The sequence below is a fragment of the Neorhizobium sp. R1-B genome, from assembly GCF_004368875.1.
Taxonomy (GTDB): domain Bacteria; phylum Pseudomonadota; class Alphaproteobacteria; order Rhizobiales; family Rhizobiaceae; genus Neorhizobium; species Neorhizobium huautlense.
In genome coordinates, this window is sequence record NZ_SOEM01000002.1 from 68,375 (window position 1) to 90,301 (window position 21,927).

The following is a 21,927-nucleotide window of genomic DNA, read 5'->3' on the forward strand; positions in this document are numbered from 1 at the left end:
TTCCCTTGCCATTGCCCGGCCTCACTCAGCGGCGATCTTGCCCGCCAGCTCCCGGTTTTTCATCAGTTTGTAGATCACCGAATCCATCAGCGCCTGGAAGGAGGCGTCGATGATGTTTTCGGAGACGCCGACCGTCCACCAGCGCACGCCGCTCGAATCGGTCGATTCAATCAGGACGCGGGTGATCGCCTCGGTGCCGCCGTTGAGGATGCGCACCTTGAAATCGGCGAGCACGAGGTCGTCGATCTCGTGCTGGTATTTGCCGAAATCCTTGCGCAGCGCCTTGTCGAGCGCGTTGACCGGGCCGTCGCCTTCTGCGACCGACATATGCGTCTCGCCGTCGACGGCGATCTTCACGACCGCTTCGGAGACGATCTTGATGCGGCCGTGGCTGTCGAACCGGCGCTCGACCATGACCCGGAAACCTTCGACCGAGAAGAATTCGGGGATCGTGCCGAGCGTGCGGCGGGCGAGTAGCTCGAAACTCGCATCCGCCCCCTCATAGGCATAGCCCGACGCCTCGCGTTCCTTGACGATCGAGATCAGTTGGTCGAGCTTCGGATCCTCCTTGCCGACCTCGATGCCGCGCCGCTTCAGCGCGTTGATGAAGTTCGACTTGCCGCCCTGGTCCGACACCATGACCTTGCGGAAGTTGCCCACACTTTCCGGCGTCACGTGCTCATAGGTGCGCGGGTCCTTGAGCAGGGCGGAGGCATGGATGCCGGCCTTGGTGGCGAAGGCCGATGCCCCGACGTAAGGCGCCTGGTGGTGCGGCGAGCGGTTCAGCAATTCGTCGAAGGCATGGCTGAGATGGGTGAGGCCGGTGAGGCGCTCGGCGTCGATCGCCGTCTCGAAGCGGGAGGAATAGGCGTCCTTCAGCGCCAGCGTGCCGATCAGCGTCACGAGATTGGCATTGCCGCAGCGTTCGCCGATGCCGTTCAGCGTCCCCTGGATCTGCCGACAGCCCGCCTCGACGGCGGCGAGCGAGTTGGCGACCGCCTGGCCGGTGTCGTCATGGGCATGGATGCCGAGCGAGGCGCCGGGGATGCCGGCCGCGATCACCGCCTCGACGATGGCGCGGATCTCGCCCGGCTGCGTGCCGCCATTGGTGTCGCACAACACCACCCAACGGGCGCCGGCGTCATAGGCGGTTCTGGCGCAGGCAATCGCATAGTCCGGATTGGCCTTGTAGCCGTCGAAGAAATGCTCGCAATCGACGAGCGCTTCTTTTCCCGCCTGCTGCGCGGCCTCGACGCTGTCGCGGATCGATTCCAGGTTCTCCTCGTTGGAGCAGCCGAGCGCGACGCGCACGTGGTAGTCCCAACTCTTTGCCACAAAACAGATCGCGTCGCTTTTCGCCTGCAGCAGCACGGCGAGGCCCGGATCGTTGGAGGCGGAAATGCCGGCGCGCTTCGTCATGCCAAAGGCGACGAACTTCGACTTCACGGTCCGTTTCTGGGAAAAGAAGGCGGTGTCGGTTGGATTGGCCCCCGGATAACCGCCCTCGACATAATCGAGGCCGAACTCGTCGAGCAGGTTGGAGATGGCGATCTTGTCCTCGACGGAAAAATCGACGCCGGGCGTCTGCTGCCCGTCCCTGAGGGTGGTGTCGAAGAGATAGATGCGTTCGCGTGTCATGGGTGCTCCTCCTGGAGCAAGGTTATTTCGAGACTGCAGCCGAATTCCGCTGCTCCCTCATCCGCCCTTTGGCACCTTCTCCCAGAGGGGGAAGGTGGAATTGCCGCGAGATCCCAATTCCCTCCTCTCCCCTTGGGGAGAGGGTGGCCGAGCGGAGCGGAGGACGGGTGAGGGGGCTGCATGGCAATGCTGTCAACTCTTCCCCGCAAACCTGTCTGTCGCCCGGATCAGCCGGTCGGTGATGCCCGGCTCCGACATCGCGTGGCCAGCACCTTCGATGATGTGGAAATCCGCATCCGTCCAGACTTTCGAAAGCTGCCAGGCGTATTTCAGCGGGCAGGGCATGTCATAACGGCCGTGGACGATGACGCCGGGAATACCTTTGAGCTTCACCGCGTCGCGCAGCAACTGGCCGTCTTCGAGCCAGCCTGCATTCATGAAATAGTGGTTCTCGATGCGGGCGAAGGCGAGCGCGAAATGGTCGTCGTCATGGCTCGAGGCGAGAGACGGGTCGGGCAGAAGCGTGATGGTGGAGCCTTCCCACACGCTCCAGGCCTTGGCGCAGCGGATCTGCTCCGCCTTGTCGGATCCCGTCAGGCGGCGGTGATAGGCGGCCATCATCTCGTGGCGTTCGTTTTCCGGAATGGGGGCGACGAAGGCTTCCCACTTGTCCGGAAACATTTCCGAGACGCCGAACTGATAATACCAATCGAGTTCCGGCCTGGTCAGCGTATAGATGCCGCGTAGCAGAAGTTCGGTGACGCGCTCGGGATGGGTTTCGGCATAGGCGAGCGCCAGCGTCGAGCCCCAGGAGCCGCCGAAGACCTGCCATTTGTCGACGCCGGCCATTTCGCGAAGGCGCTCGATATCGGCGACGAGATGCCAGGTCGTGTTGGCCTCAAGGTTCGCATGCGGCGTGGAGCGGCCGCAGCCGCGCTGGTCGAACAGCAAAACGTCGTAGAGCGCCGGATCGTACATCCGCCGCTGGGCAGGCGTACAGCCGCCGCCCGGTCCGCCATGCAGAATGACGGCGGGCTTGGCGCCCTTGGTGCCGACCCGTTCCCAATAAATGACGTGGCCGTCGCCGACATCGAGCTGTCCGGTCTCGTAGGGTTCGATCTCCGGATAGGGCGTGCGAAAAATGTCCGTCATGAAAAGTCCTTCATTGATCGTTTGCGCTTTGGCGGCAAGCGCGGCTAACCGAGCAAGGCGTAGGCGACGATCGCCGCCGTGACCAGCACCACCACTGCGCCCTTGGCGATCAGCCCGTAAAGAAGCCATTTCGGCATCTTCAGGTTCGGATTGTCGACCATGTCAGAAGCCCTTGGACGGCCAGGCGGTCGTGTCGTGGTCGGGATGCTGGAACGAAATGATCTGCTCCTGCTTGGCCGCGTCTTCCGCCGCATCGCGGACCGGCTGGTCAAAGATCGTCGTTACCCAGGGGATGTGCGCCGAATAATTGACCTGGATCTTCGGCGCGAGATCGTCGCGATTGTCGAAGGAGCCGATCGAAAGCTCCAGCCCGCCGGGATAGCGGTAGGTCAGCGGCGTGCCGCAGTTTTCGCAGAAGCCGCGATCGATATTGACCGACGACTGGAAATATTTCGGCTCCCCGCGGGTCCATTCGACGCCGTCCTTGGGTGCGCTGACGAGCGGCCCGAAAAAGCCGCCAAAAGCCTTCTGGCACATGCGGCAATGGCAGATGGAGGCGCGGCCGAGCTCGCCATGGATCCGGAAGCGCACGGCGCCGCACTGGCAGCCGCCTGTTCTCAAAGTCTCTGTCATTGCTTGTTCTCCGCGGGCCGTTCGATAGGCCAGGTTTCGGTATCGTGATCAGGATGCTGGTAGGAAACAATGTCGCTCAGGAAGGGAGCCGAGTCGATATCATCAAGGGTGTGGCGCTCGGGCAGCGTATGCAGCCGGTCGACGAAGGGAAGCTTGCCCTCGACGCCGAACTGAATGACCGGCGGCAGCGATGCCGGGTCGTCGAAACTGCCGGCCGAGATGGCGATTCCGTCCGCCGCCTCGTAGGTCATGGGCGTTCCGCAATCTGCACAGAAGCCGCGCCGGACGTGATTGGACGATTGGAAATATTTGAGCGTTCCGCGCGTCCAGACAAGTCTCGCCTCGCCGATCGCCACCAGCGGCGCATAATAGGCGCCGAAGGCCTTCTGGCACATGCGGCAATGGCAGATCGAGGGTTCGAAGGGCTCGCCTTCGAGCCGGAAGCGGATGGCGCCGCACTGGCAGCCGCCGGTTCTTGTCGCATCGCTCATGGCTTTTCCTCCGGCGGCCAGGCGTCGGTGTCGTGATCCGGATGCTGCCGGGTGCTTTCGGCCACCGCCCTTTCCTGGTCCGGCGTCATGTCCATCTCCGCGTCGTGCTGCAGGTGGTCGAGTTCTCCGAACCAGGACACCTTGCGGGCGAGGTTGGTCTGAAGCTGCGGCTTCACGTTTTGCGGATCGTCGAGCGAACCCAGCGTGATGCTGATATGGTCGCTGCTGCCGTCGTAAAAGAGCGGGGTGCCGCATTTTTCGCAAAAGCCGCGCCGCACGGTTTTGGAGGACTGGAACCAGGCCGGCTCTCCGCGAGTGAAGGCGAAATCCTCCCACTTTACCCCGCCGAGCGGCATGAAATAGTTCCCCGCCGCCTTCTGGCACATGCGGCAATGGCAAAGATGCGGAAAGCCGATCTCGCCCGTCGCGCGATATCTCACCGCGCCGCACTGGCACCCCCCGGTATGGATTTTGTCAGTCATTCCGGACTTCCCTCCGCCGAGTGGCAAACCGCCTCGATATTATTCCCGTCGAGATCGAAGACGAAGGCGCCGTAGTAGTTCGGATGATAATGTAGCCTCAGGCCCGGCGGGCCGTTGTCGCGGCCGCCGGCGGCGATTGCGGCCTTGTAGAACGCGTCGACCTCGGCGCGGCTGTTGGCGGTAAAGGCGATATGCTGGTGGTAGCCGGCTGGCGGTGTGCCCTCATGCAGCCAGTAGACCGGCCGCTCCCGGCCATAGCCGCCGACCTTGACGCCGCCCGTATATTCCGTCGGCACCATATACAGCAACGAGGCCCCGAGCGGCGCAAAGGCCGCATTGTAGAACGCCTTGGCGCGGTCGAAATCCGCAACCGTGATGCCCATGTGGTCGATCATCGCGCTTTTTCCTCCTCAAGTGCCGATTTGATCTTACCGCTTCAGTTCCCAGGTCGTCACCCGCTCGCCGGTCGAGGCGTCCTTGCCGTCCTTGAGCTGGATGCCTTTCTCCGACAGTTCATTTCGGATCTTGTCGGCCTCGGCAAAGTTCTTCGCCTTCAACAGTTCGAGCCGCATGGAGACCAGCGCATCGACGGCAGACGCGAGAGCCTCGTCCACTTCCGTCTTCTGCGGCAGCACGCCGAGCAGATTGGCGCTCGCCGCAAAGATCGGCAGAAGGGTCTTGTCGGCATGTGCCTCATGGGCAAGCGCATGCAGCGCCTGGATGGCGGCCACCGTGTTGAGATCGTCGCCGAGCGCCTCGATCACCGTATCGCAAGGCGCGGCACCGCCCGGATCGGCAGCCGGCCAGCGGGAAATCAGCCGCTCCGCCTCTTCCAGCCGCTTCACCGAAAAATCGATCGGCTCGCGGTAGTGCGTCATCAGCATGGCAAGCCTGAGCACGTCGCCCGGCCATTGGCGGCCGCCGAATTGTTCCGTGTGAAGCAGGTCGTAGATGGTGATGAAATTGCCTTCCGACTTCGACATCTTGCGGCCTTCAACCTGCACGAAGCCGTTATGCATCCAGACATTCGCCATCACTTCCGTGTCGTGGGCGCAGCGCGACTGGGCAATCTCGTTTTCATGGTGCGGGAAGATGAGGTCGAGCCCTCCGCCATGAATGTCGAAGACTTCGCCGAGATAGCGCCGGCTCATCGCCGAGCACTCGATATGCCAGCCCGGGCGGCCGCGGCCCCAGGGACTTTGCCAGCCGGGTTCGTTGTCGGAGGAGAGCTTCCAGAGCACGAAATCGCCAGGGTTCTTCTTGTGCGCGTCGACTGCGACGCGGGCGCCGGCCTGCTGTTCGTCGAGCGGGCGCTTGGAGAGCTTTCCGTAATCGCCCATCGACTTCGTATCGAAAAGAACCTCGCCGGCCGCGACATAGGCATGGCCGCGCGCAATCAGCTTCTCGATGATCTCGATCATCTGGGGAATATTGTCGGTAGCGCGGGGCTCGACGGTCGGCTCCAGGCAACCCAGCGCCGCGACATCCTCGTGATACTGCGTCTCGGTCCGTTCCGTGACGGCGCGGATCGCCTCGTTGAGCGGCAGGCCGGGGTGATCACGCAGTGCGCGGGCGTTGATCTTGTCGTCCACGTCGGTGATGTTGCGGGCATAGGAAACATGCGCTTCGCCATAGACATGTCGCAGCAGCCGGAAGAGCACGTCGAAGACGATTGCCGGCCGCGCATTGCCGATATGGGCGTAGTCGTAGACGGTCGGGCCGCAGACATACATGCGCACGCTCTTGGGATCGATCGGCGAAAACGCCGTCTTTTCGCGGGTCAGCGTATTGTAGAACTTGAGCGAGGCGCCCATCGAAATCTCCCCAAAACCTTGCATAGAAAGCGGCCGGTGCCGGACCGGGACGTTTGTCTTCAAGGCTTTTCGAGAGACGAAAACGGCCGGGCCAGCGACTGCGCTAGCGAATAATGATCCCGCAAATGGAAATCGCCGTTTTCATGGAAGAGGTTATGGCGCGGGCAGGAACTTTGGTCAAGGCCCTTTGCCCGCGCCATGATCAATGGCGTCAAGCCACCCGGCGGCCGATGCCGTTGCGGGCGACCGTCACCAAGAAGATCAGCATGGAGATGACCGTGAGGATCGATCCGATCGCAGCAAGCGCTTCGCCGCCGGAAGACACCGCCATTGCGATGCCCGGCACGAGACAGAGCACGCCGAGGATTGCAAAACCGAGATGGACTTTTGCCAGCATGGTATCGGCTGCCTGGGGCGTGACCGTGTAGTAGAGCCCGAAAAGGCCCATCGTCGTCCAGCCGACGAGATTGAGATGCGCATGCGCCGGTGCCATCAGATGATCGCCGGAGATCGCCATTTGAATGCCCCAGAACATGCCGGTCGTAACGCAAAGCACGGCCGCGACGAAGAAACAGAAAGCGATGTTTCTCATGTAATTGTCCCCCACGTGATGTCCTGCGTCCCACCGCAGGACTCAGAGGATAACCGAAAATCGGATTTTCCGGGATGGGTGGTGCATTATCTATTGGGGAGGGTGAGGCATTCCCCGTGCCGCCGCCTGCGACGGTAGTCCCTCATTCCGGGGCCTTGAAATCCACAAATCTGTTCTCGCGCACCACGAAGAGCCGTCCGCTCTCCTTCATCTCGGGGGAAGCGAGGAAAAGCATCTTTTCGGCGACTTCTGAAGGATGCGGCAGCGTCTGCGGGTCTTCGCCGGGCACGGCCTGGGCGCGCATGGCCGTGCGGGTGGCGCCCGGATTGACGAGATTGATCTTGAGCGGCGTGTGTTCGGTTTCGGCAGCCCAGATGCGCCCCATGGTCTCCACGGCTGCCTTGGACATGGCATAGGCGCCCCAGAAGGCGCGGGGATTGCTGGCGACGCCGGACGACAGGATGAGCGCGCGGCCCGCATCCGATTTCGTCAGCAGTGGTTCGACCGAACGGATCAGCCGCCAGGTGGCCGTGACATTGGTCAGCATCACCTTTTCGAAGACCTTCGCCTCGATATGGCCGAGCGGCGAAATGACGCCGAGAATGCCGGCATTGGCCACGAGAATGTCGAGCTTGCCCCAGCGCTCGAAGATCGAGGCGCCGAGCCGGTCGATGGCGCCCATGTCGGTGAGGTCGAAGGGGACCAGCGTGGCCGTGCCGCCGACCGCCTTGATTGCATCGTCGAGTTCTTCGAGCCCGCCGACGGTGCGGGCGGTCGCGATCACATGCGCGCCGGCCTTGGCGAGCGCCAGCGCGGTGAAATAGCCGATGCCGCGCGAGGCGCCGGTGACCAGCGCGATCCTGTTCTTCAAGTCAATGTCCATCTCGTCACCTCACCCTGTCGCGGCATAAAAAAGAAGGCTGCGTTGCCGCAGCCTTCTAGAGCGTTCGGTGCGAAATGCAAACGGGTCCGTTTGTCTCAGCCGTTGCTGGCGAGAACCGAAACCTTGCGTCCCATCGTTTCGCCATCCTTGTCCAGCAGGCGGGTCGGATAGTCGCCGGTAAAATAGTGGTCGGTAAACTGCGGACGCGCGTCGTTCCGGTCCTCGCCGCCGACGGCGCGGTAGAGGCCGTTGATCGACAGGAACTGCAGCGAATCGGCGCCGATATACCGGCACATGGCGTCCAGGCTGTCATACTGGTTGGCAAGCAGCTTTTCCCGGTCCGGCGTGTCGATGCCGTAGAAATCCGGGTAGAAGATCATCGGGCTTGCGACGCGGAAATGCACCTCCTTGGCGCCCGCATCGCGGATCATCTGGACGATCTTCAGCGAAGTCGTGCCGCGCACGATCGAATCGTCGACCAGCACGACTCGCTTGCCTTCGATCATCGCGCGGTTGGCGGAGTGCTTGAGCTTGACGCCGAAGGCGCGGATCTGCTGCGTCGGTTCGATGAAGGTGCGGCCGACATAGTGGTTGCGGATGATGCCGTATTCGAACGGAATGCCGCTTTCCTGAGCGAAGCCGAGGGCTGCAGGCGTGCCGCCATCCGGCACCGGCACGACGACATCGGCGTCGACCGCCGCTTCCTTTGCAAGGTTGATGCCCATGTTCTTGCGCGCGACATAGACGCTGCGGCCGCCGACCACCGAATCCGGCCGGGCGAAATAGACATATTCGAACAGGCAGAGCCGTTCGGATTGGCCGTTGCCGGCCTTGCGGGCATCGATGGTAATCGAGCCGTCAGACTGGATCTCGCAGATGATCACTTCGCCGTTCTCCACGTCGCGGACGAACTTCGCGCCGATGATGTCGAGCGCGCAGGTCTCCGAGCAGAAGATCGGCTTGCCATCAAGCTCGCCCATCACGAGGGGGCGGATGCCGGTGGGATCGCGGGCGGCGATCAGCTTGGTGCGGGTAATCGCCACCATGGAATAGCCGCCTTCCATCTGCCGGATCGCGTCGATGAAACGGTCGGCCGTCGAGGCGTATCGGGAGCGAGCGATGAGATGCAGAACCACTTCCGTATCGGAGGTGGACTGACAGATGGCGCCGCCTGCAATCAGCTGGCGGCGGAGCGTCAGGCCGTTGGTGAAATTGCCGTTATGGGCAATCGCGATGCCGCCGACTTCCAGTTCGGCAAACAGCGGCTGCACGTTGCGCAGGGCCACTTCCCCAGTGGTCGAATAACGGACATGGCCCATGGCGATGTTGCCGGGAAGGCGGGCAAGCGTGGCGGGGTCGGTATAATGGTCGCCGACAAGGCCCATGCGCCGTTCCGAGTGGAACCGCAAGCCGTCGAAGGAGACGATACCGGCGGCCTCCTGGCCGCGATGCTGGAGGGCGTGCAGACCGAGCGCTGTCAGCGTTGCCGCATCCGGATGGCCGAGAATCCCGAAGACGCCGCATTCCTCGCGAAGCGTATCGCCATCCCACTCGTTGACCTTGTTGTCGGCGAACGTCTCAGAAACCGGCTCTCTCATCTGGCCCTTATCCCTTTCGGACGATTTGTCCCTTCGGAAAATGGAAAGGCGGGCCGGAGAAAATTCCCCGAGCCCAGCCCGTTTTGCACTTTATGCGAATGATACCACAAATGGTGACGTTTCGCGCTGCATCAAGCGCAAGATAACGTCAATTATTTGTTGCCGGCGCATCTTCCGCCGGTGGTTGCTCCTGGGCGGGCGCGCCTTCTGTGGGCGCCGCCTCGCGGCCGAGGATGCGGGCGCGGATCTGTGGCTCGATATCGTCGGGGAGCACCGCCTCGAGGCGCGCGACGAGCGTATCGAGGAAAGGCTTCGACTTCGCCTGGGTGACCCATTCCGGCTGTGAGCGCACGTCGACGAGCCAGTTCCAGAAGGCGACGGCGACAACGAGAAGAAGGATGCCGCGGGCGGCGCCGAACAGGAAGCCGAGGGTCCGGTCAAGCGCGCCGATACGGCTGTCGATGATGAAATCGGCAATACGCGAGGTGATGAAGGAGATGACGATCAGCGCAAGCAGGAAGATGATGCCGGCGGAGGCGGCGATCGCGATGCGATCATCGGTCGTATAGTTCTTGGCGTAAGGCAGAAGCAGCGGATAGAGATAATAGGCCGCGGCGACCGAGCCCACCCAGCTTGCGATCGACAGCACTTCCCGCGAAAACCCGCGAACCATGGCGAGCACGGCGGAAAACAGCGTCACGCCGATGACAATACCGTCGAAAATCGTGATGGGCATATAAGAACTACTCCAGACTTGCCGAATGCGCGACAGCCCCCGCTGTCTCGCAGCCGTCATACAACAGCGGACCTGTTAACGGAAGATCAATCATCTTCCGGTGTTTGGCGCAGCTTCGACGAGGAACCTGCGATCCGAGACACCAGGTCCGGCAGGTCTTCGATGGTGACCCAGCGTCCGTTCGCGCCCTTTGGCACTTCGGCGGACGTGGCCGGCAGCATCGCACCCGCAAACCCGAGTTTTTCCGCCTCCTTGAGCCGCTGGGCGGTCTGCGAAACCGGCCGCACCGCGCCCGAGAGGCTGATTTCGCCGAAATAGACACAATCGGCGGGCAGGGCAAGCCCGGCAAGTGACGAGACGAGCGCCGAAGCGACCGCAAGATCGGCGGCCGGTTCGGAGATGCGATAGCCGCCTGCCACGTTCAGATACACGTCGTGCTGGCCGAGCCTGACGCCGCAATGGGCCTCCAGAACCGCGAGAATCATCGACAACCGCGACGAATCCCAACCGACCACGGCACGCCTGGGGGTTCCTAGCGATGTCTGCGCCACGAGGGCCTGCACCTCCACCAGGACGGGGCGCGTTCCCTCCATGCCGGCAAAAACGGCGGCGCCGGGCGCCTTGGCATTGCGCTCGCCGAGGAAGAGTTCGGACGGGTTCGACACCTCCCGCAGCCCCTTATCGGACATTTCAAAGACGCCGATCTCGTCTGTCGGACCGAACCGGTTCTTGACCGTGCGCAGGATGCGGTAGTGGTGGCCGCGGTCGCCCTCGAAATAGAGGACTGCGTCGACCATGTGCTCGACGACCCGCGGCCCGGCGATCTGGCCTTCCTTGGTGACGTGACCGACGAGGACCATCGCAGCGCCCGTCTGCTTGGCGAAACGGATCATCGCCTGGACGCCGGTGCGCACCTGCGTGACGGTGCCGGGCGCCGAATCGGCCGTATCGCTCCAGAGCGTCTGGATCGAATCGATGATCACGAGATCCGGCCGCTTGCCCTCGGCGATCGTTGCAAGAATGTCTTCGACATTGGTTTCGGCGGCGAGCAGCACGTCGCTGTCGGCGGCGGAGAGCCGCTGGGCGCGCAGCCGCACCTGTGCGACGGCCTCTTCGCCGGACACGTAGATGATCCGGTGGCCGCGGCGGGAAAGGGCGGCCGCCGCCTGCATCAGCAACGTCGACTTGCCGATGCCGGGATCGCCGCCGATCAGGACGGCCGAGCCGCGAACGAAACCGCCGCCGGTCGCCCGGTCGAGTTCGGAAATGCCTGTATGGATGCGGGGAGCTTCCTCGGTCTCGCCGGAAAGCGTGGTCAGCGACACCGCACGGCCCTTCTTCGGCACCTTGCCGGGACCGCCGCCGATGCCGCCCATCGGATCTTCCTCGACAATCGTGTTCCACTCGCCGCAGCCGTCGCACTTGCCGGCCCAGCGGTTGTGCACCGTGCCGCAGTTCTGGCAGACGAATTGGGTTTTGGGTTTTGCCATGAAGTAGCCGCCGCTTTCGATAGTCACGTTTTCCGCGCAGAACAAAAGCGGAACATGTGCTTTTAATCCTGAAATCCCTTCACTGGCAAGAAGATTTGCGGTTATTCGGGATAGATGTACCGCCGCTCGTAACGCAGCCCCAGGCTGGTGAGGAGCTCGTAGCCGATCGTGCCCGCCGCGCGGGCGACGTCGTCGAGCGGCATGTTCGGGCCGAAGAGTTCGACATAGTCACCAGAGCGGATTTCCGCTGCCGGAACGTCCGTCACGTCGAAGATCGTCAGATCCATGGTGAGGCGGCCGACGACCGGCACCTTGCGTCCGGCGACAAAGCCGAAGGCGCCATGCCCGATGTTCTGGCGAAGCGGCACCCCGGAACCGGAAAGCGAACGCAGGTAGCCATCGGCATAACCCGCGGCGACGATGGCGAGCCGGCTGTCGCGCGAAAGCTGATAGGTGCCGCCATAGCTGACCGTTTCGCCCTTTTTCGCGTCACGGATCTGGATGATACGCGCCTCAGCCTTGGCGACCGGTCGCATCGGATTTTTCCCGCCATTCACGGCTTCCCCGCCGTAAAGCGCAATGCCGGGCCGGGTGAGATCGAAATGATAGTCAGAGCCGAGAAAGATCCCGGCGGAGGCTGCAAGACTTGTTTCGATACCTTCGAAAGCGTCGGCAACCCTTCGGAAGGATTCCAGTTGTTTCTGGTTGAGCTCGGAGGAGGGCGTGTCGCCGCTATGGAGGTGCGACAGCACCAGCACTGGCGAAAAGCTCGCCGGCCGCGACACGTCGTCGGTAAAGGCGATCGCGTCCTCGAGCGGAATGCCGAGCCGGTTGAAGCCTGTATCCACCTGAAGCGCGCAAGGATGATCGCCGTGTTCGGCGGTGACCGACATCCAGAAAGCAAGCTGCTCTTCGGAGACGAGCACGGGCACGAGGCCGTTCTCGAAGAACAGTTGCTCCTGGCCGGGCCAGATGCCGGAAAGCACATAGATCCGCGCATCCGGCGCATAGGTGCGGAGCGTCACACCCTCCTGCACCACCGCCACGAAGAAGTCGCGCGCGCCGGCTTCATAAAGCGCCGTGCCGCAATCCTCGATGCCGAGGCCATAGGCGTCCGCCTTGACCACGGCGGCGGTGCGGGCGGAGCCGGAGCGGCGCGCCATCTCCCTCCAGTTGTCGGCAAGCGCGCCGAGATCGACCGTCAGCCGCACGGGCGCGATCTCGAAGTCGTCTGCTTCGGCGAAGGGATCATCGGGATTGGTCATCGGTCGGTGTTCCATGCGGCGGTGTGTCCTGCTGTGGCTCAAGCCTGAACTATCCATTCACGTCAAGGTGGAAACGCCGAATGAGGTCTTTTCGCGACCACTTGGCAAGCCAGCGCGTTATTGTTCCTGCGGGGGTAATTACGCTAACCGCCTCCATCACTCCAGGCCAAAAGCGGATCACGCTCTCCGACACTTCCTTGCTTGCCGCCGGGATGATGATCGAGATCGTCTCAAACCAGCTCTGGTACTATGATAGTCGAGGAATCGATACCTGCGGCGAATTGCACGAAATCGCCAGAATCGTCAGCTCGACGCAGATTGAGGTGTGGGATTTCACGCGAGATCTGTACGACATTGCAACGGATACGATCACTATCCGAGCCTATTCTGGGCATTCAGCAAGCCGGCAAATGCTTGCCTTTGATCCTTCAGTGTCGGCGCGAAGGCCTGCGGTGACAAGATGCGGGCGGAAGTGAAGGCGCACCTCGGATGAAGTTCTTCATGGATCACAGAGCCTCGCCTGATTGGGCTGTCCGTCGCCGCATCATCATCATTTCGCTTCTGTGGAGCGGTCTGCTGGTCACCTACCTAGCTGTGTGGGGACGCCCGATCGCACTCAGCGATACCGTCGCCAGGAACCTCATCCTGCTTATCGGCGGGATCATCGGCTCCTACGTCTTCGGCGCGGTCTGGGAACGGAATATCGAGCGCAAAACTGAGATCGCGCAACAGGCGATAGACCAAGGCTCAGCCGATACGACGGTGAAGGTGGAACCATGACCGCGATTTTTGCCGGGATCGCGAAGAGGATCCTGTCGTCGCAAGCGGGCCGCGCTATTATGCTCTTCCTCGGCGGCGTTGCCGCGGTATTCATCGCCTATCTTGGCTTCCGGACATGACTTGCGGCTCATGACCGATCGGTGGCGAACGAGGCCCGCCAAGGCTACGTCCTCCTGGCAGAGAAGACGGCGGCCGAAGCACTCGCAAACGAACTGCAGCGCCAGCTACAGGCGGCCGACAGCGCCAAGCAATCCCTACTGGAGCAAATTACCAAGGACACCGCAGAAGATGCACAGCGGGAGAAAGACCGTGAACAGAGGATATTCGAATATGAGGTGCGGCTTTCCCAAGCGAACCGCCGTTGCACTCTCGATCGTAGCGATCTTGACGCAATCCTGCGCAACCCTTGAGAAGCGCTTGAACAAAACCGCCACGACGCAGGGGAAGGCGCAGGCGGGCGCTGTGCTCCATGACTGGCAGACGACTGCCGCAAGACGGAAGCGCATGCAGCCCTCACGGAAGGCGCGGAGGCTCGATCGGTCCTTATCCGAGAACGCAGTCAACTCGATTAAGCAGAATGCTCGAACCGGCCGATGCGCTGGCTTCTACGACGACCTGAAATCAAGGATGTCGCGCTAATGGGTTCGCTCTCCCTTTCTCTCTCCCTCTCCCTTGGCGCCCAAAGGCAGGGCGGTGGGGCGTCTTGACGGCAACTTTGCGCCAGAGCATGCGGCCATCAATCGTGGTGTCCAAGCGGTGATGATGCTAGGTGATCTTGTCAGAGGGCTCATTCCGCAGGTTTCAGCATGTCTATTGAACAGACCAAGGTGCTAGACTTTTTCGCAATAGACGATGTTACCGGAGAGGCTCTGCTGATAATTACGGATCATTTGCCGTGGGGTAAGCACGACGATGAGCATTTGACGCTCATTCAAGAGAAGATAAACGTCTACCTAGCGTTCATCGAGAGCGGCGAAATCGTAGAGAGGTTTCCTCAGTCAATCGGGCGTGGCATCGTTATTAGCTGGGTCGCGAAGTTTCCCCTAAGTCGCCACGCTGGCGAATTTTATAGGTTGGCGGAAGCGGCAATTCGGGGGGCTGGTTTTCAGCTGCGATTTACCATGTTCGACTCTCAGAGCGTGAATTGAAAACTAGCTCCGGAGCGATCACGGAAGACAGCTTTGATTCCGAAACATACCCAACTCGCAAGCACAAAGAGCATCGATGACCGCTTCGGGGCCATAGCAGGCCCGCCGCCCTAAACACGAAGGGGGGCGAGGGTATTGCTCCTGCACGGTGAGCCGAATAGGGGTTTGTGGAAAGGAAACCTCGTTAGCCTGATCATTCCGCCAATTGGCGGAATGTCTGTTGCACCCGAAAGCCGTCCGTGAAGATATCGCCAGCTATTCTCTATCTGAAATTTAAATCCCTTTTCGTTCCAGGAAGGCTTAAGATCGGATCTCGCAGCAACATTATGCGAGGTGCGCGGATCCTCTTTCGTCGCGGAAAGATCGTGATCGGGCGGGGAGCGAAAATTCACCCGGGCGCATTACTGGATGCCCAAAGAGGTACCATTGAGCTGGGCAATTCCGTTTCTCTTAACCCGTACTCGATCATTTACGGCGCTGGGGGAGTAAAGGTCGGCAACAAGGTGCGCATTGCTGCCCACGTGGTCATCGTGTCTTTCGAACACAATTACAGCGACACCAGCAAGGCTATCACTGATCAAGGCGTGACCCTGAAGCCGATCACCATCGAAGATGACGTCTGGATAGGAAGCGGTGCCAAGGTGCTTGCAGGCGCGCATATTTCGAAGGGATGCGTCATTGCCGCCAACGCGGTCGTCAAGGGCGAGACGGAGCCTTACGGAATATACGGGGGCATACCTGCGCGGCTATTGAAACGCAGGGGTGAATAATCACAGGCCTGGATCCCTGTCACGGCATAGACGTGCATCCGGAAGATGAGTAGTAGTCAGGCGTGTAAGTCCAAGAACTCAAGTTAGAGATGCAATGCGGAACCTTGGTCGGTCGATCCGGAAGAGAATTAGAGCTGCTTTCAATCCAAACACAGTGGCCGTCAATGGCATCACGTTGGTGGCTGACAAGAAAAGGGTCCCGCGGAAGGTTCGTGATCTTATGTATCGCGACGGGTACGAAGATACCGAGCGGAACATTCTCCTGCAGGTGCTGAAACCCGGGACGAAAGTTGTGGAGATCGGGACAGGCATGGGGTTCATCGCTCTACTGGCATCGAAGATTTGCGGCCCGCATAATGTGGTGACATTCGAGGCAAACCCGAAGGTCGAAAGCCTCATTCGCGATAACTTCGCGCTGAACAACATGTCGCCAACGCTTCATATGCGCGCCGTGACTAAAGATGGCCGAGATCTTTCGTTTCATGCGGCAGACAGCATCATTGCTTCCAGCGCGTTTGATCGTGGCGTCCCAGGGGAGCGCGTCCTGGTAAAGAGCGAACCGTTCGATGCAGTTCTGAACGCTCTTAATCCGGACGTGCTCATCATGGACGTGGAAGGCGCGGAATACGAACTCTTGAGGACGGAGGACCTGAAATCCATCACCGATATCATCGTCGAGCTTCACCCACACATCATAGGGCAGGAGAGGGTAGATGAAATAAAGCACTCTCTCAGCCGCACCGGGTTTCGAGAGGCGTCTAGCGATAGAAAGACGTACCATTTCAGGCGAGAGCGTCACGTCGCTTTTTGAGGGAATGAATCGGCAGTAGGAGACTACTGTGTCAGCCTCGCCAGGTCGTCGACGCGGCCTTCGGTTAGATATTGGGCGGCAACCTTGGGTTCGACTCCCCATCGCCAGGCTCGAAGGATAAGTCCCCAGTGGGGATCCGGATTGTACGTTTCGGGGCAGTGGTTCTTAAAATCCCAGATCCACTTTGCGATCTCCGACAGCATTTCCACCCCTTGATCAAAAACCTACCCGCTCTTTCGGTGCCACACCCTGCGGTAAGCCTCAAGGGGGGATACACCGTTTGATCTATATTCTTGTCGAAAACCGCCTCCGGGCGGTTTTTCTTTCGGGATCCGGACGCTGAATAGAGACACCATCCGGCACGAAATACCTGATGAAGCATTGAAAGGACCTGGGGACTGATGGCAGGGAATGACGATATGAATAACGGAAACGGGTCCGACGTAAATCGAACCTATACCGATGCGCATACTGCCCGGCTTGGGGAGAGGGTGACGAACCTAAATCGGCGGCAATCCGATCTCGAGCCGGAAATGCGGTCGGGGTTCAAGCAGATCGAATCCTCCATGACGGCCTTGTCGTCTGAGATGCGTAGCTCAGTAGCCGCGCTCTCGGCTAACCTGGCCGAAAGAAGCCGACCGCAATGGCAGGCGCTGGGTGTAGCGCTCACCTTCGCAGCCATGCTCGGCGGCTTGGCGTACGGCTGCTTCGATCACGTCTTGTATGGGAAGCTCGACCGCCATCTGGCAGTGCAGGTGACGGTTCTCGTCATCAGGTAGAACGGTTGGGGGAGGGATATCTACCATGCCCAAGGCAAACGCAGATCGGGGGATGGGTCAACAGGTGCGACCGGGGATTTTCAATTCGACAATGATATCAATGGGCCGGTCTTTGGTCGCACCAGACGCCAAGTAATTGAAATCGTGTTTTATTGATACAACAGCAAAGTCGCGAAGACCTGTGCGGCTGCGGCAGTCAGCGGGCCGCATAGGCGGCGGCAGCCCGGCGTTCCAGATGTTTGCTGAATTTCGACAACGGAAAACATACCGCAAAGTAGATGAGCGCCACGAAGCCGTAGACGACGAACGGCTGGAAGGTGGCATTGGTGACAATCGTGCCGGCCTTCGACAGTTCGACAAAACCGATGATGGAGGTGAGCGCGGTTCCCTTGATAACCTGGACAGAAAAGCCGGCCGTCGGCGGTATGGCGATCCGAAGCGCTTGGGGCAGAATGATCAGCCGCATCTGCTGGAAATGGTTGAGGGCGAGGCTCTGTCCTGCCTCCCATTGCCCTTTCGGGATGGATTCGACGCAGCCGCGCCAGATTTCGACGAGGAATGCCGCGGTCCAGCAGATCAGCGCCGCGCCCGCCGCCAGCCAGGCCGGCACGTCGATGCCAAATAAGCCGAGACCGAAGAAGGCCAGGAACAACTGCATCAGCAGCGGGGTGCCTTGGAACAGCTCCACATAACCACGTGCGAAATACCGACCGACGGGCGACTTTCCGATTCGGAGAAACAGGATCGCCAGACCGAGAATGCCACCGCCGAGGAAGGATATGAGGGACAGCACCAGCGTCCAGCGGGTGGCGAGCAGCAGGTTGCGCAGGATGTCCCAGGTGGTGAAATCGCTCATCGGGCGGCCATTTTCGGAAAGATCCAGCGGCCAAGCTGATTGAGCAATTGACGCAGTGCAATGGCAAACAGCAGGTAGATGGCGGTGGAGAGCATATAGGCCTCGAAAGCCCTGAACGTCCGCGACTGGATGAAATTGGCCGCGAAGGTCACGTCCTCGGCGGCGATCTGCGAGACGACTGCCGATCCCAGCATGACGATGACGATCTGGGAGGAGAGCGCCGGCCAGATGCGCTGCAGGGCAGGCACCAATATCACCAGGCGGAAGGTTTGCAGGGGCCTCAGCGCCAGCGCCGCGCCGGCTTCGAACTGGCCCTTTGGTGTGGCCTCGATGCCGGCACGGATGATTTCGCAGCTATAGGCGCCGAGATTGATGATCATCGCGAGGTTTGCTGCCTGCAGTTCCGAGAGCTGAACTCCAACGGACGGCAGGCCGAAGAAGATGAAGAAGAGCTGGATCATGAAGGGGGTGTTGCGGATCAGTTCCACATAGGCCGCCACCGGCGGGCGCAGCATCTCGGGCCCGAGCGTCCTGATCCATGCGCACAAGATTCCGAGAAACACCCCGGCCACCGCGCCGACCAAAGTCAGTTCGACGGTGACGAAAAGCCCCTTCAGGATGACGGGACCATAGTCCCAGATCCAGCTGAAATCGAAGATATAGTGCATTGCGCCCGCCCGTGTCGGTAGATCGGTCCGCCGCCTGGGCAAACAGGCGGCGGGCAGTCTGAGGAAAAGATCAGAGATCCGCCGGCAGCGAAGTCCCGAGCCACTTTTCGGCGATCTTGTTCAACGAGCCATCGGTCTTGGCGGCGGCGATGATGCTGTTGACCTTTTCGAGCAGGGCGGGTTCGTTCTTTCCGAGGCCGATATAGCAGGGCGAGTTCTTGATGAGGAATTTCGGTTCGGGACGCTTGGGCGGGTTTCGTTCAAGAATAGCGGCGGCGACCACATTGCCGGTCGCGACGGCTTCCACCTGGCCGGACAGGAAGGCGGAAATCGTGCCGTTGTTGTCTTCGTAGCGCTTGATGGTGGCGCTTGCCGGCGCGACTTTGGTCAGTTCGAGGTCTTCGATCGCTCCGCGCGTTACGCCGATGGTCTTGCCTGCCAGATCGTCGGTGGACTTGATCTCAAGCCCCGCCGGAGCGAAGACGCCGTTGTAGAAGGGCGCGTAGGCGGTGGAGAAATCGACGACCTTTTCGCGGTCTGGATTCTTGCCGAGGCTCGAGATCACCAGATCCACCTTGTTGGTCTGCAGATAAGGAATGCGGTTCGCGCTCGTCACCGGCACGAGTTCAACCTTCACGCCGAGCTTTTCCGCAATCAGCGTCGCCATGTCGATATCGTAGCCTTTCGCGGTCATGTCGGCGCCGACGCTGCCGAAAGGCGGGAAATCCTGCGGTACCGCGACGCGCAATTTGCCGCTGGACTTGATAGTCTCCAGCGCATCGGCAAGCGCCGGAAGCGGCCCTGCAAGAGTGGCGGCGATAACGGCGGTTGTCGCCAAGGCGCGTGAGATGAAGGTTCGACGTTGCATGAATGCTCCCCTGTTTGATCTGGAAACAGGAAGAGCAATCCTCATGCCAATTGCATTAGCGACAGCCGAATTGCCGGCAATCGCGGGGAACCCGCAGCTTACGAAAGGAATGCAGGGTTCCTGGTGCTCAATAAACAGGCAGGCCGGCCGCCATCAGTGCTCTTCGTACTGCGTGAAGCTCGGGTCAGCGAGGTCCGCGAAACGAGTATATTCCGACTGGAAGGCGAGTTTGACGGTGCCGGTCGGCCCGTGGCGCTGCTTTGCGATGATCACGTCAGCCGTGCCCTTCACCTTGTCCATATGCGCTTCCCATTCCGGATATTTCGGATCGGAAATGTCGCGCGGCTCCATGTTCTTCACATAATATTCCTCGCGGAACACGAAAAGCACCACGTCGGCGTCCTGCTCGATCGAGCCGGATTCGCGAAGGTCGGAGAGCTGCGGTCGCTTGTCGTCGCGGCTTTCCACCTGGCGCGAAAGCTGCGACAGCGCGATGATCGGCACGTTCAGTTCCTTGCCGAGCGCCTTGAGACCCGTGGTGATCTGGGTGATTTCCTGCACGCGGTTCTCGCCGGATTTGCCGGAGCCGGTCATCAGCTGGATATAGTCGACCACCAGGCAGTCGAGGCCACGCTGGCGTTTCAGCCGGCGGGCGCGGGCGGAAAGCTGAGCGATCGAGATGCCACCGGTCTGGTCGATGAAGAGCGGCACCTTCTGCATCATCTGGGAGCAGGCAACGAGCTTTTCGAAATCCGCTTCGGTGATGTCGCCGCGGCGGATTTTCGAGGACGAGACTTCCGTCTGCTCGGAAATGATACGGGTGGCGAGCTGTTCTGCCGACATTTCGAGCGAATAGAAGCCCACGACCCCGCCGTTCCTCGCCTTGAAGGAGCCATCCGGCTGCACTTCCGGCTCGTAGGCCGCGGCTATATTGTAGGCGATGTTGGTCGCAAGCGAGGTCTTGCCCATGCCGGGGCGGCCTGCGAGCACGATCAAGTCGGAGCGCTGCAACCCGCCCATCTTGTTGTCGAGCGACATGATGCCGGTCGAGATGCCGGAGAGGTGGCCGTCGCGCTCGAAGGCAGCGCCCGCCATGTCGATGGCGAGTGCTACGGCATCGTTGAAGGACTGGAAGCCGCCGTCGTAGCGACCGGTTTCGGCAAGCTCGAAGAGGCGGCGTTCGGTATCCTCGATCTGCGTCTGCGGCGGCATGTCGAGCGGCGCGTCATAGGCAATGTTGACCATGTCCTCGCCGATAGTGATCAGCGCGCGGCGCAGCGCCAGATCGTAGATCGCCCGGCCATAGTCCTCGGCGTTGATGATCGACACCGCCTCGGCGGCGAGGCGCGCGAGATACTGGGCGACCGTCAGGTCGCCGACCTTGTCGTCGGCCGGCAGGAAGGTTTTGATCGTCACCGGGTTGGCGGTCTTGCCCATGCGGATGATGTCGCCGGCAACCTCGAAGATCCTGCGGTGCAGCGGCTCGTGGAGGTGGACCGGCTTCAGGAAGTCCGAAACACGGTAATAGGCGTCGTTATTGACCAGGATCGCGCCGAGCAGCGCCTGTTCGGCCTCGATATTGTTCGGCGCTTCCCGGTAATGGGGCTCCGCGTCCTTGTTGCTGATCGCCGTCAGCTTGCGTGCTACGTCCTGCATGTTACCCAATCAGGTCTTTTTTGAATCGGCGCGATCCTACAGCAGTTTGCGGCGGATGAACGGACCGCCCGAAGATAATCTCTAGAATCCGACGATCTCCACAGTCCCGCTTCGAGTTTGTGGATAACGCGCTGCCAATCGAACAAGATGATTTGACCGTGACAAAACGGTCATCCGCTTTGCCACGGTCTTTCTAAAATAGGCCTTCCGCAGATTCGCGACAAGGCATCATTGCGTATTTGAAACGGCAATCCCCGCGATATGGCGGCCCAGGAAGCGCATGCGGCCCGCAAAGTCATTTTCGATCAGGGACTCTATACCGAAGCCGCTGCTGGTGATCCTGGACACTGGGTCGCGGACCAGATTGCAGCCGCCGGCAAGAAGCCGCCAACCTGCATTCATCTTCCTCTGGACATGCGGGAGGATATTTCCCCGCCCCACGGCGTGTTCGAGAAAGATGAGCTTTCCCTGCGGCCGCAGCACCCGCCTGATCTCGGCGAGCGCCGTCTGCGTATCGGGAATCGTGCAGAGGACGTAGCTTGCGACGACGGTGTCGATCGAATGCATTTCGACCGGCAACCGCTCGGCGGCTCCTTCGATCAGCCGGACATCCCGCTGCAGGTCACAGGACCTGCGGTGAGCCAATGCCAGCAGTTTCGTATCCGGATCAACGCCGACCAGCGTGCTGATCCTGTCCCGGTCGTAGAGCTCCAGATTGTGGCCTGATCCGATCCCTATCTCCAGCACATCCCCGGCCGCGGCCGGTATCATGCGTTCGCGCATGGTCCTGAACGGTGGTGCGCCGCATGCTTTGGTA

26 protein-coding genes are annotated in these 21,927 nt (G+C 60.9%); 8 read left to right on the forward strand and 18 right to left on the reverse strand.

What is annotated here, in order from left to right:
* Nucleotides 1-21: 21 nt before the first annotated feature.
* The 13 genes from cimA to alr form a co-directional block, all read right to left on the reverse strand.
* The gene (gene cimA / locus EDE05_RS03115) at nt 22-1,638 is read right to left on the reverse strand and encodes a citramalate synthase (protein WP_134099975.1); all 1,617 of its coding nucleotides are present in this window, start codon (nt 1,636-1,638) and stop codon (nt 22-24) included.
* A gap of 192 nt (nt 1,639-1,830) precedes the next feature.
* Nucleotides 1,831-2,790 (reverse strand): prolyl aminopeptidase, encoded by a 960-nt coding sequence (pip, locus tag EDE05_RS03120; RefSeq protein ID WP_134099978.1) that lies wholly within the window; start codon nt 2,788-2,790, stop codon nt 1,831-1,833.
* A 162-nt stretch (nt 2,791-2,952) separates the two neighbouring features.
* Nucleotides 2,953-3,423, reverse strand: coding sequence for a GFA family protein (locus EDE05_RS03125; protein ID WP_132409985.1), 471 nt, complete (start codon nt 3,421-3,423; stop codon nt 2,953-2,955).
* Nucleotides 3,420-3,914 (reverse strand): GFA family protein, encoded by a 495-nt coding sequence (locus tag EDE05_RS03130; RefSeq protein WP_134099981.1) that lies wholly within the window; start codon nt 3,912-3,914, stop codon nt 3,420-3,422. Before EDE05_RS03130 ends, EDE05_RS03125 begins: the two co-directional genes overlap by 4 nt.
* Nucleotides 3,911-4,396 carry a GFA family protein gene (locus tag EDE05_RS03135; RefSeq protein WP_134099984.1) on the reverse strand — a complete coding sequence of 162 codons (486 nt, stop codon included), beginning with the start codon at nt 4,394-4,396 and terminating at the stop codon, nt 3,911-3,913. The genes EDE05_RS03130 and EDE05_RS03135 overlap by 4 nt, the downstream gene beginning before the upstream one ends.
* Complete coding sequence (locus EDE05_RS03140; protein ID WP_134099987.1) at nt 4,393-4,791, reverse strand: VOC family protein; 399 nt, start codon at nt 4,789-4,791, stop codon at nt 4,393-4,395. The genes EDE05_RS03135 and EDE05_RS03140 overlap by 4 nt, the downstream gene beginning before the upstream one ends.
* Nucleotides 4,792-4,824: 33 nt before the next feature.
* Nucleotides 4,825-6,210, reverse strand: coding sequence for a cysteine--tRNA ligase (gene cysS, locus EDE05_RS03145; RefSeq protein ID WP_134099989.1), 1,386 nt, complete (start codon nt 6,208-6,210; stop codon nt 4,825-4,827).
* 211 nt (nt 6,211-6,421) lie between these two features.
* Nucleotides 6,422-6,802, reverse strand: coding sequence for a hypothetical protein (locus EDE05_RS03150; protein WP_134099992.1), 381 nt, complete (start codon nt 6,800-6,802; stop codon nt 6,422-6,424).
* A gap of 142 nt (nt 6,803-6,944) precedes the next feature.
* Complete coding sequence (locus EDE05_RS03155; RefSeq protein ID WP_134099995.1) at nt 6,945-7,685, reverse strand: SDR family NAD(P)-dependent oxidoreductase; 741 nt, start codon at nt 7,683-7,685, stop codon at nt 6,945-6,947.
* A 95-nt stretch (nt 7,686-7,780) separates the two neighbouring features.
* The gene (purF, locus tag EDE05_RS03160) at nt 7,781-9,283 is read right to left on the reverse strand and encodes an amidophosphoribosyltransferase (protein ID WP_134099998.1); all 1,503 of its coding nucleotides are present in this window, start codon (nt 9,281-9,283) and stop codon (nt 7,781-7,783) included.
* A 148-nt stretch (nt 9,284-9,431) separates the two neighbouring features.
* Nucleotides 9,432-10,019: a CvpA family protein gene (locus EDE05_RS03165; protein ID WP_105373690.1), complete on the reverse strand. Its 588-nt coding sequence runs from the start codon at nt 10,017-10,019 to the stop codon at nt 9,432-9,434.
* An 86-nt stretch (nt 10,020-10,105) separates the two neighbouring features.
* Entirely contained in the window at nt 10,106-11,509 is a 1,404-nt protein-coding gene (gene radA, locus EDE05_RS03170; RefSeq protein ID WP_112802239.1) for a DNA repair protein RadA, read from the reverse strand.
* Nucleotides 11,510-11,610: 101 nt separating this feature from the next.
* Nucleotides 11,611-12,774: an alanine racemase gene (gene alr / locus EDE05_RS03175; protein ID WP_134100001.1), complete on the reverse strand. Its 1,164-nt coding sequence runs from the start codon at nt 12,772-12,774 to the stop codon at nt 11,611-11,613.
* Nucleotides 12,775-12,854: 80 nt separating this feature from the next.
* On the opposite strand from alr, the gene EDE05_RS03180 reads away from it, so the two are divergent.
* From EDE05_RS03180 to EDE05_RS03210, 8 genes are all read left to right on the forward strand, one after another.
* Nucleotides 12,855-13,250 carry a hypothetical protein gene (locus tag EDE05_RS03180; RefSeq protein WP_134100003.1) on the forward strand — a complete coding sequence of 132 codons (396 nt, stop codon included), beginning with the start codon at nt 12,855-12,857 and terminating at the stop codon, nt 13,248-13,250.
* A 25-nt stretch (nt 13,251-13,275) separates the two neighbouring features.
* A complete protein-coding gene (locus EDE05_RS03185; RefSeq protein ID WP_134100006.1) occupies nt 13,276-13,554 on the forward strand; it encodes a hypothetical protein in 279 nt (92 codons plus the stop codon).
* Complete coding sequence (locus EDE05_RS27385; RefSeq protein WP_281033718.1) at nt 13,551-13,673, forward strand: hypothetical protein; 123 nt, start codon at nt 13,551-13,553, stop codon at nt 13,671-13,673. The genes EDE05_RS03185 and EDE05_RS27385 overlap by 4 nt, the downstream gene beginning before the upstream one ends.
* Nucleotides 13,674-13,694: 21 nt before the next feature.
* Nucleotides 13,695-13,964, forward strand: a complete 270-nt coding sequence (locus EDE05_RS26700; RefSeq protein WP_166675421.1) for a hypothetical protein — start codon at nt 13,695-13,697, stop codon at nt 13,962-13,964.
* Between the two features lie 396 nt (nt 13,965-14,360).
* On the forward strand, nt 14,361-14,702 hold the full coding sequence (locus tag EDE05_RS03195; protein ID WP_134100009.1) for a DUF6572 domain-containing protein: 342 nt from the start codon (nt 14,361-14,363) through the stop codon (nt 14,700-14,702).
* Between the two features lie 239 nt (nt 14,703-14,941).
* Nucleotides 14,942-15,472 (forward strand): acyltransferase, encoded by a 531-nt coding sequence (locus EDE05_RS03200; protein WP_245519857.1) that lies wholly within the window; start codon nt 14,942-14,944, stop codon nt 15,470-15,472.
* A 94-nt stretch (nt 15,473-15,566) separates the two neighbouring features.
* Nucleotides 15,567-16,283: an FkbM family methyltransferase gene (locus EDE05_RS03205; RefSeq protein WP_134100012.1), complete on the forward strand. Its 717-nt coding sequence runs from the start codon at nt 15,567-15,569 to the stop codon at nt 16,281-16,283.
* Between the two features lie 419 nt (nt 16,284-16,702).
* Nucleotides 16,703-17,062 (forward strand): hypothetical protein, encoded by a 360-nt coding sequence (locus EDE05_RS03210; RefSeq protein ID WP_245519858.1) that lies wholly within the window; start codon nt 16,703-16,705, stop codon nt 17,060-17,062.
* Nucleotides 17,063-17,258: 196 nt separating this feature from the next.
* Here the strand turns inward: EDE05_RS03210 and EDE05_RS03215 are convergent, their stop codons facing one another.
* The 5 genes from EDE05_RS03215 to EDE05_RS03235 form a co-directional block, all read right to left on the reverse strand.
* Nucleotides 17,259-17,918 carry an amino acid ABC transporter permease gene (locus EDE05_RS03215; RefSeq protein WP_134100015.1) on the reverse strand — a complete coding sequence of 220 codons (660 nt, stop codon included), beginning with the start codon at nt 17,916-17,918 and terminating at the stop codon, nt 17,259-17,261.
* Nucleotides 17,915-18,586, reverse strand: coding sequence for an amino acid ABC transporter permease (locus EDE05_RS03220; RefSeq protein WP_134100018.1), 672 nt, complete (start codon nt 18,584-18,586; stop codon nt 17,915-17,917). The genes EDE05_RS03215 and EDE05_RS03220 overlap by 4 nt, the downstream gene beginning before the upstream one ends.
* A 70-nt stretch (nt 18,587-18,656) precedes the next feature.
* Entirely contained in the window at nt 18,657-19,454 is a 798-nt protein-coding gene (locus EDE05_RS03225) for a transporter substrate-binding domain-containing protein (protein WP_134100021.1), read from the reverse strand.
* Nucleotides 19,455-19,607: 153 nt separating this feature from the next.
* Nucleotides 19,608-21,110, reverse strand: coding sequence for a replicative DNA helicase (locus tag EDE05_RS03230; RefSeq protein WP_105373685.1), 1,503 nt, complete (start codon nt 21,108-21,110; stop codon nt 19,608-19,610).
* A gap of 228 nt (nt 21,111-21,338) precedes the next feature.
* Nucleotides 21,339-21,893 carry a class I SAM-dependent methyltransferase gene (locus EDE05_RS03235; RefSeq protein WP_166675422.1) on the reverse strand — a complete coding sequence of 185 codons (555 nt, stop codon included), beginning with the start codon at nt 21,891-21,893 and terminating at the stop codon, nt 21,339-21,341.
* Nucleotides 21,894-21,927: the final 34 nt, after the last annotated feature.

Bases quoted from the DNA above. Each gene is read 5' to 3' on its own strand.
- radA (WP_112802239.1), bottom strand. From the start codon at position 11,509: ATGGCAAAACCCAAAACCCAATTCGTCTGCCAGAACTGCGGCACGGTG.
- EDE05_RS03235 (WP_166675422.1), bottom strand. From the start codon at position 21,893: ATGCGCGAACGCATGATACCGGCCGCGGCCGGGGATGTGCTGGAGATA.
- EDE05_RS03205 (WP_134100012.1), top strand. From the start codon at position 15,567: ATGCGGAACCTTGGTCGGTCGATCCGGAAGAGAATTAGAGCTGCTTTC.
- EDE05_RS03215 (WP_134100015.1), bottom strand. From the start codon at position 17,918: ATGAGCGATTTCACCACCTGGGACATCCTGCGCAACCTGCTGCTCGCC.
- EDE05_RS03125 (WP_132409985.1), bottom strand. From the start codon at position 3,423: ATGACAGAGACTTTGAGAACAGGCGGCTGCCAGTGCGGCGCCGTGCGC.
- EDE05_RS27385 (WP_281033718.1), top strand. From the start codon at position 13,551: ATGACCGCGATTTTTGCCGGGATCGCGAAGAGGATCCTGTCGTCGCAA.
- EDE05_RS03185 (WP_134100006.1), top strand. From the start codon at position 13,276: ATGGATCACAGAGCCTCGCCTGATTGGGCTGTCCGTCGCCGCATCATC.
- EDE05_RS03150 (WP_134099992.1), bottom strand. From the start codon at position 6,802: ATGAGAAACATCGCTTTCTGTTTCTTCGTCGCGGCCGTGCTTTGCGTT.
- EDE05_RS03195 (WP_134100009.1), top strand. From the start codon at position 14,361: ATGTCTATTGAACAGACCAAGGTGCTAGACTTTTTCGCAATAGACGAT.
- pip (WP_134099978.1), bottom strand. From the start codon at position 2,790: ATGACGGACATTTTTCGCACGCCCTATCCGGAGATCGAACCCTACGAG.
- EDE05_RS03225 (WP_134100021.1), bottom strand. From the start codon at position 19,454: ATGCAACGTCGAACCTTCATCTCACGCGCCTTGGCGACAACCGCCGTT.
- EDE05_RS03130 (WP_134099981.1), bottom strand. From the start codon at position 3,914: ATGAGCGATGCGACAAGAACCGGCGGCTGCCAGTGCGGCGCCATCCGC.
- EDE05_RS03180 (WP_134100003.1), top strand. From the start codon at position 12,855: ATGAGGTCTTTTCGCGACCACTTGGCAAGCCAGCGCGTTATTGTTCCT.
- EDE05_RS03210 (WP_245519858.1), top strand. From the start codon at position 16,703: ATGAATAACGGAAACGGGTCCGACGTAAATCGAACCTATACCGATGCG.
- alr (WP_134100001.1), bottom strand. From the start codon at position 12,774: ATGACCAATCCCGATGATCCCTTCGCCGAAGCAGACGACTTCGAGATC.
- cimA (WP_134099975.1), bottom strand. From the start codon at position 1,638: ATGACACGCGAACGCATCTATCTCTTCGACACCACCCTCAGGGACGGG.
- EDE05_RS03140 (WP_134099987.1), bottom strand. From the start codon at position 4,791: ATGATCGACCACATGGGCATCACGGTTGCGGATTTCGACCGCGCCAAG.
- EDE05_RS03155 (WP_134099995.1), bottom strand. From the start codon at position 7,685: ATGGACATTGACTTGAAGAACAGGATCGCGCTGGTCACCGGCGCCTCG.
- EDE05_RS03135 (WP_134099984.1), bottom strand. From the start codon at position 4,396: ATGACTGACAAAATCCATACCGGGGGGTGCCAGTGCGGCGCGGTGAGA.
- cysS (WP_134099989.1), bottom strand. From the start codon at position 6,210: ATGGGCGCCTCGCTCAAGTTCTACAATACGCTGACCCGCGAAAAGACG.
- EDE05_RS03220 (WP_134100018.1), bottom strand. From the start codon at position 18,586: ATGCACTATATCTTCGATTTCAGCTGGATCTGGGACTATGGTCCCGTC.
- purF (WP_134099998.1), bottom strand. From the start codon at position 9,283: ATGAGAGAGCCGGTTTCTGAGACGTTCGCCGACAACAAGGTCAACGAG.
- EDE05_RS03230 (WP_105373685.1), bottom strand. From the start codon at position 21,110: ATGCAGGACGTAGCACGCAAGCTGACGGCGATCAGCAACAAGGACGCG.
- EDE05_RS03165 (WP_105373690.1), bottom strand. From the start codon at position 10,019: ATGCCCATCACGATTTTCGACGGTATTGTCATCGGCGTGACGCTGTTT.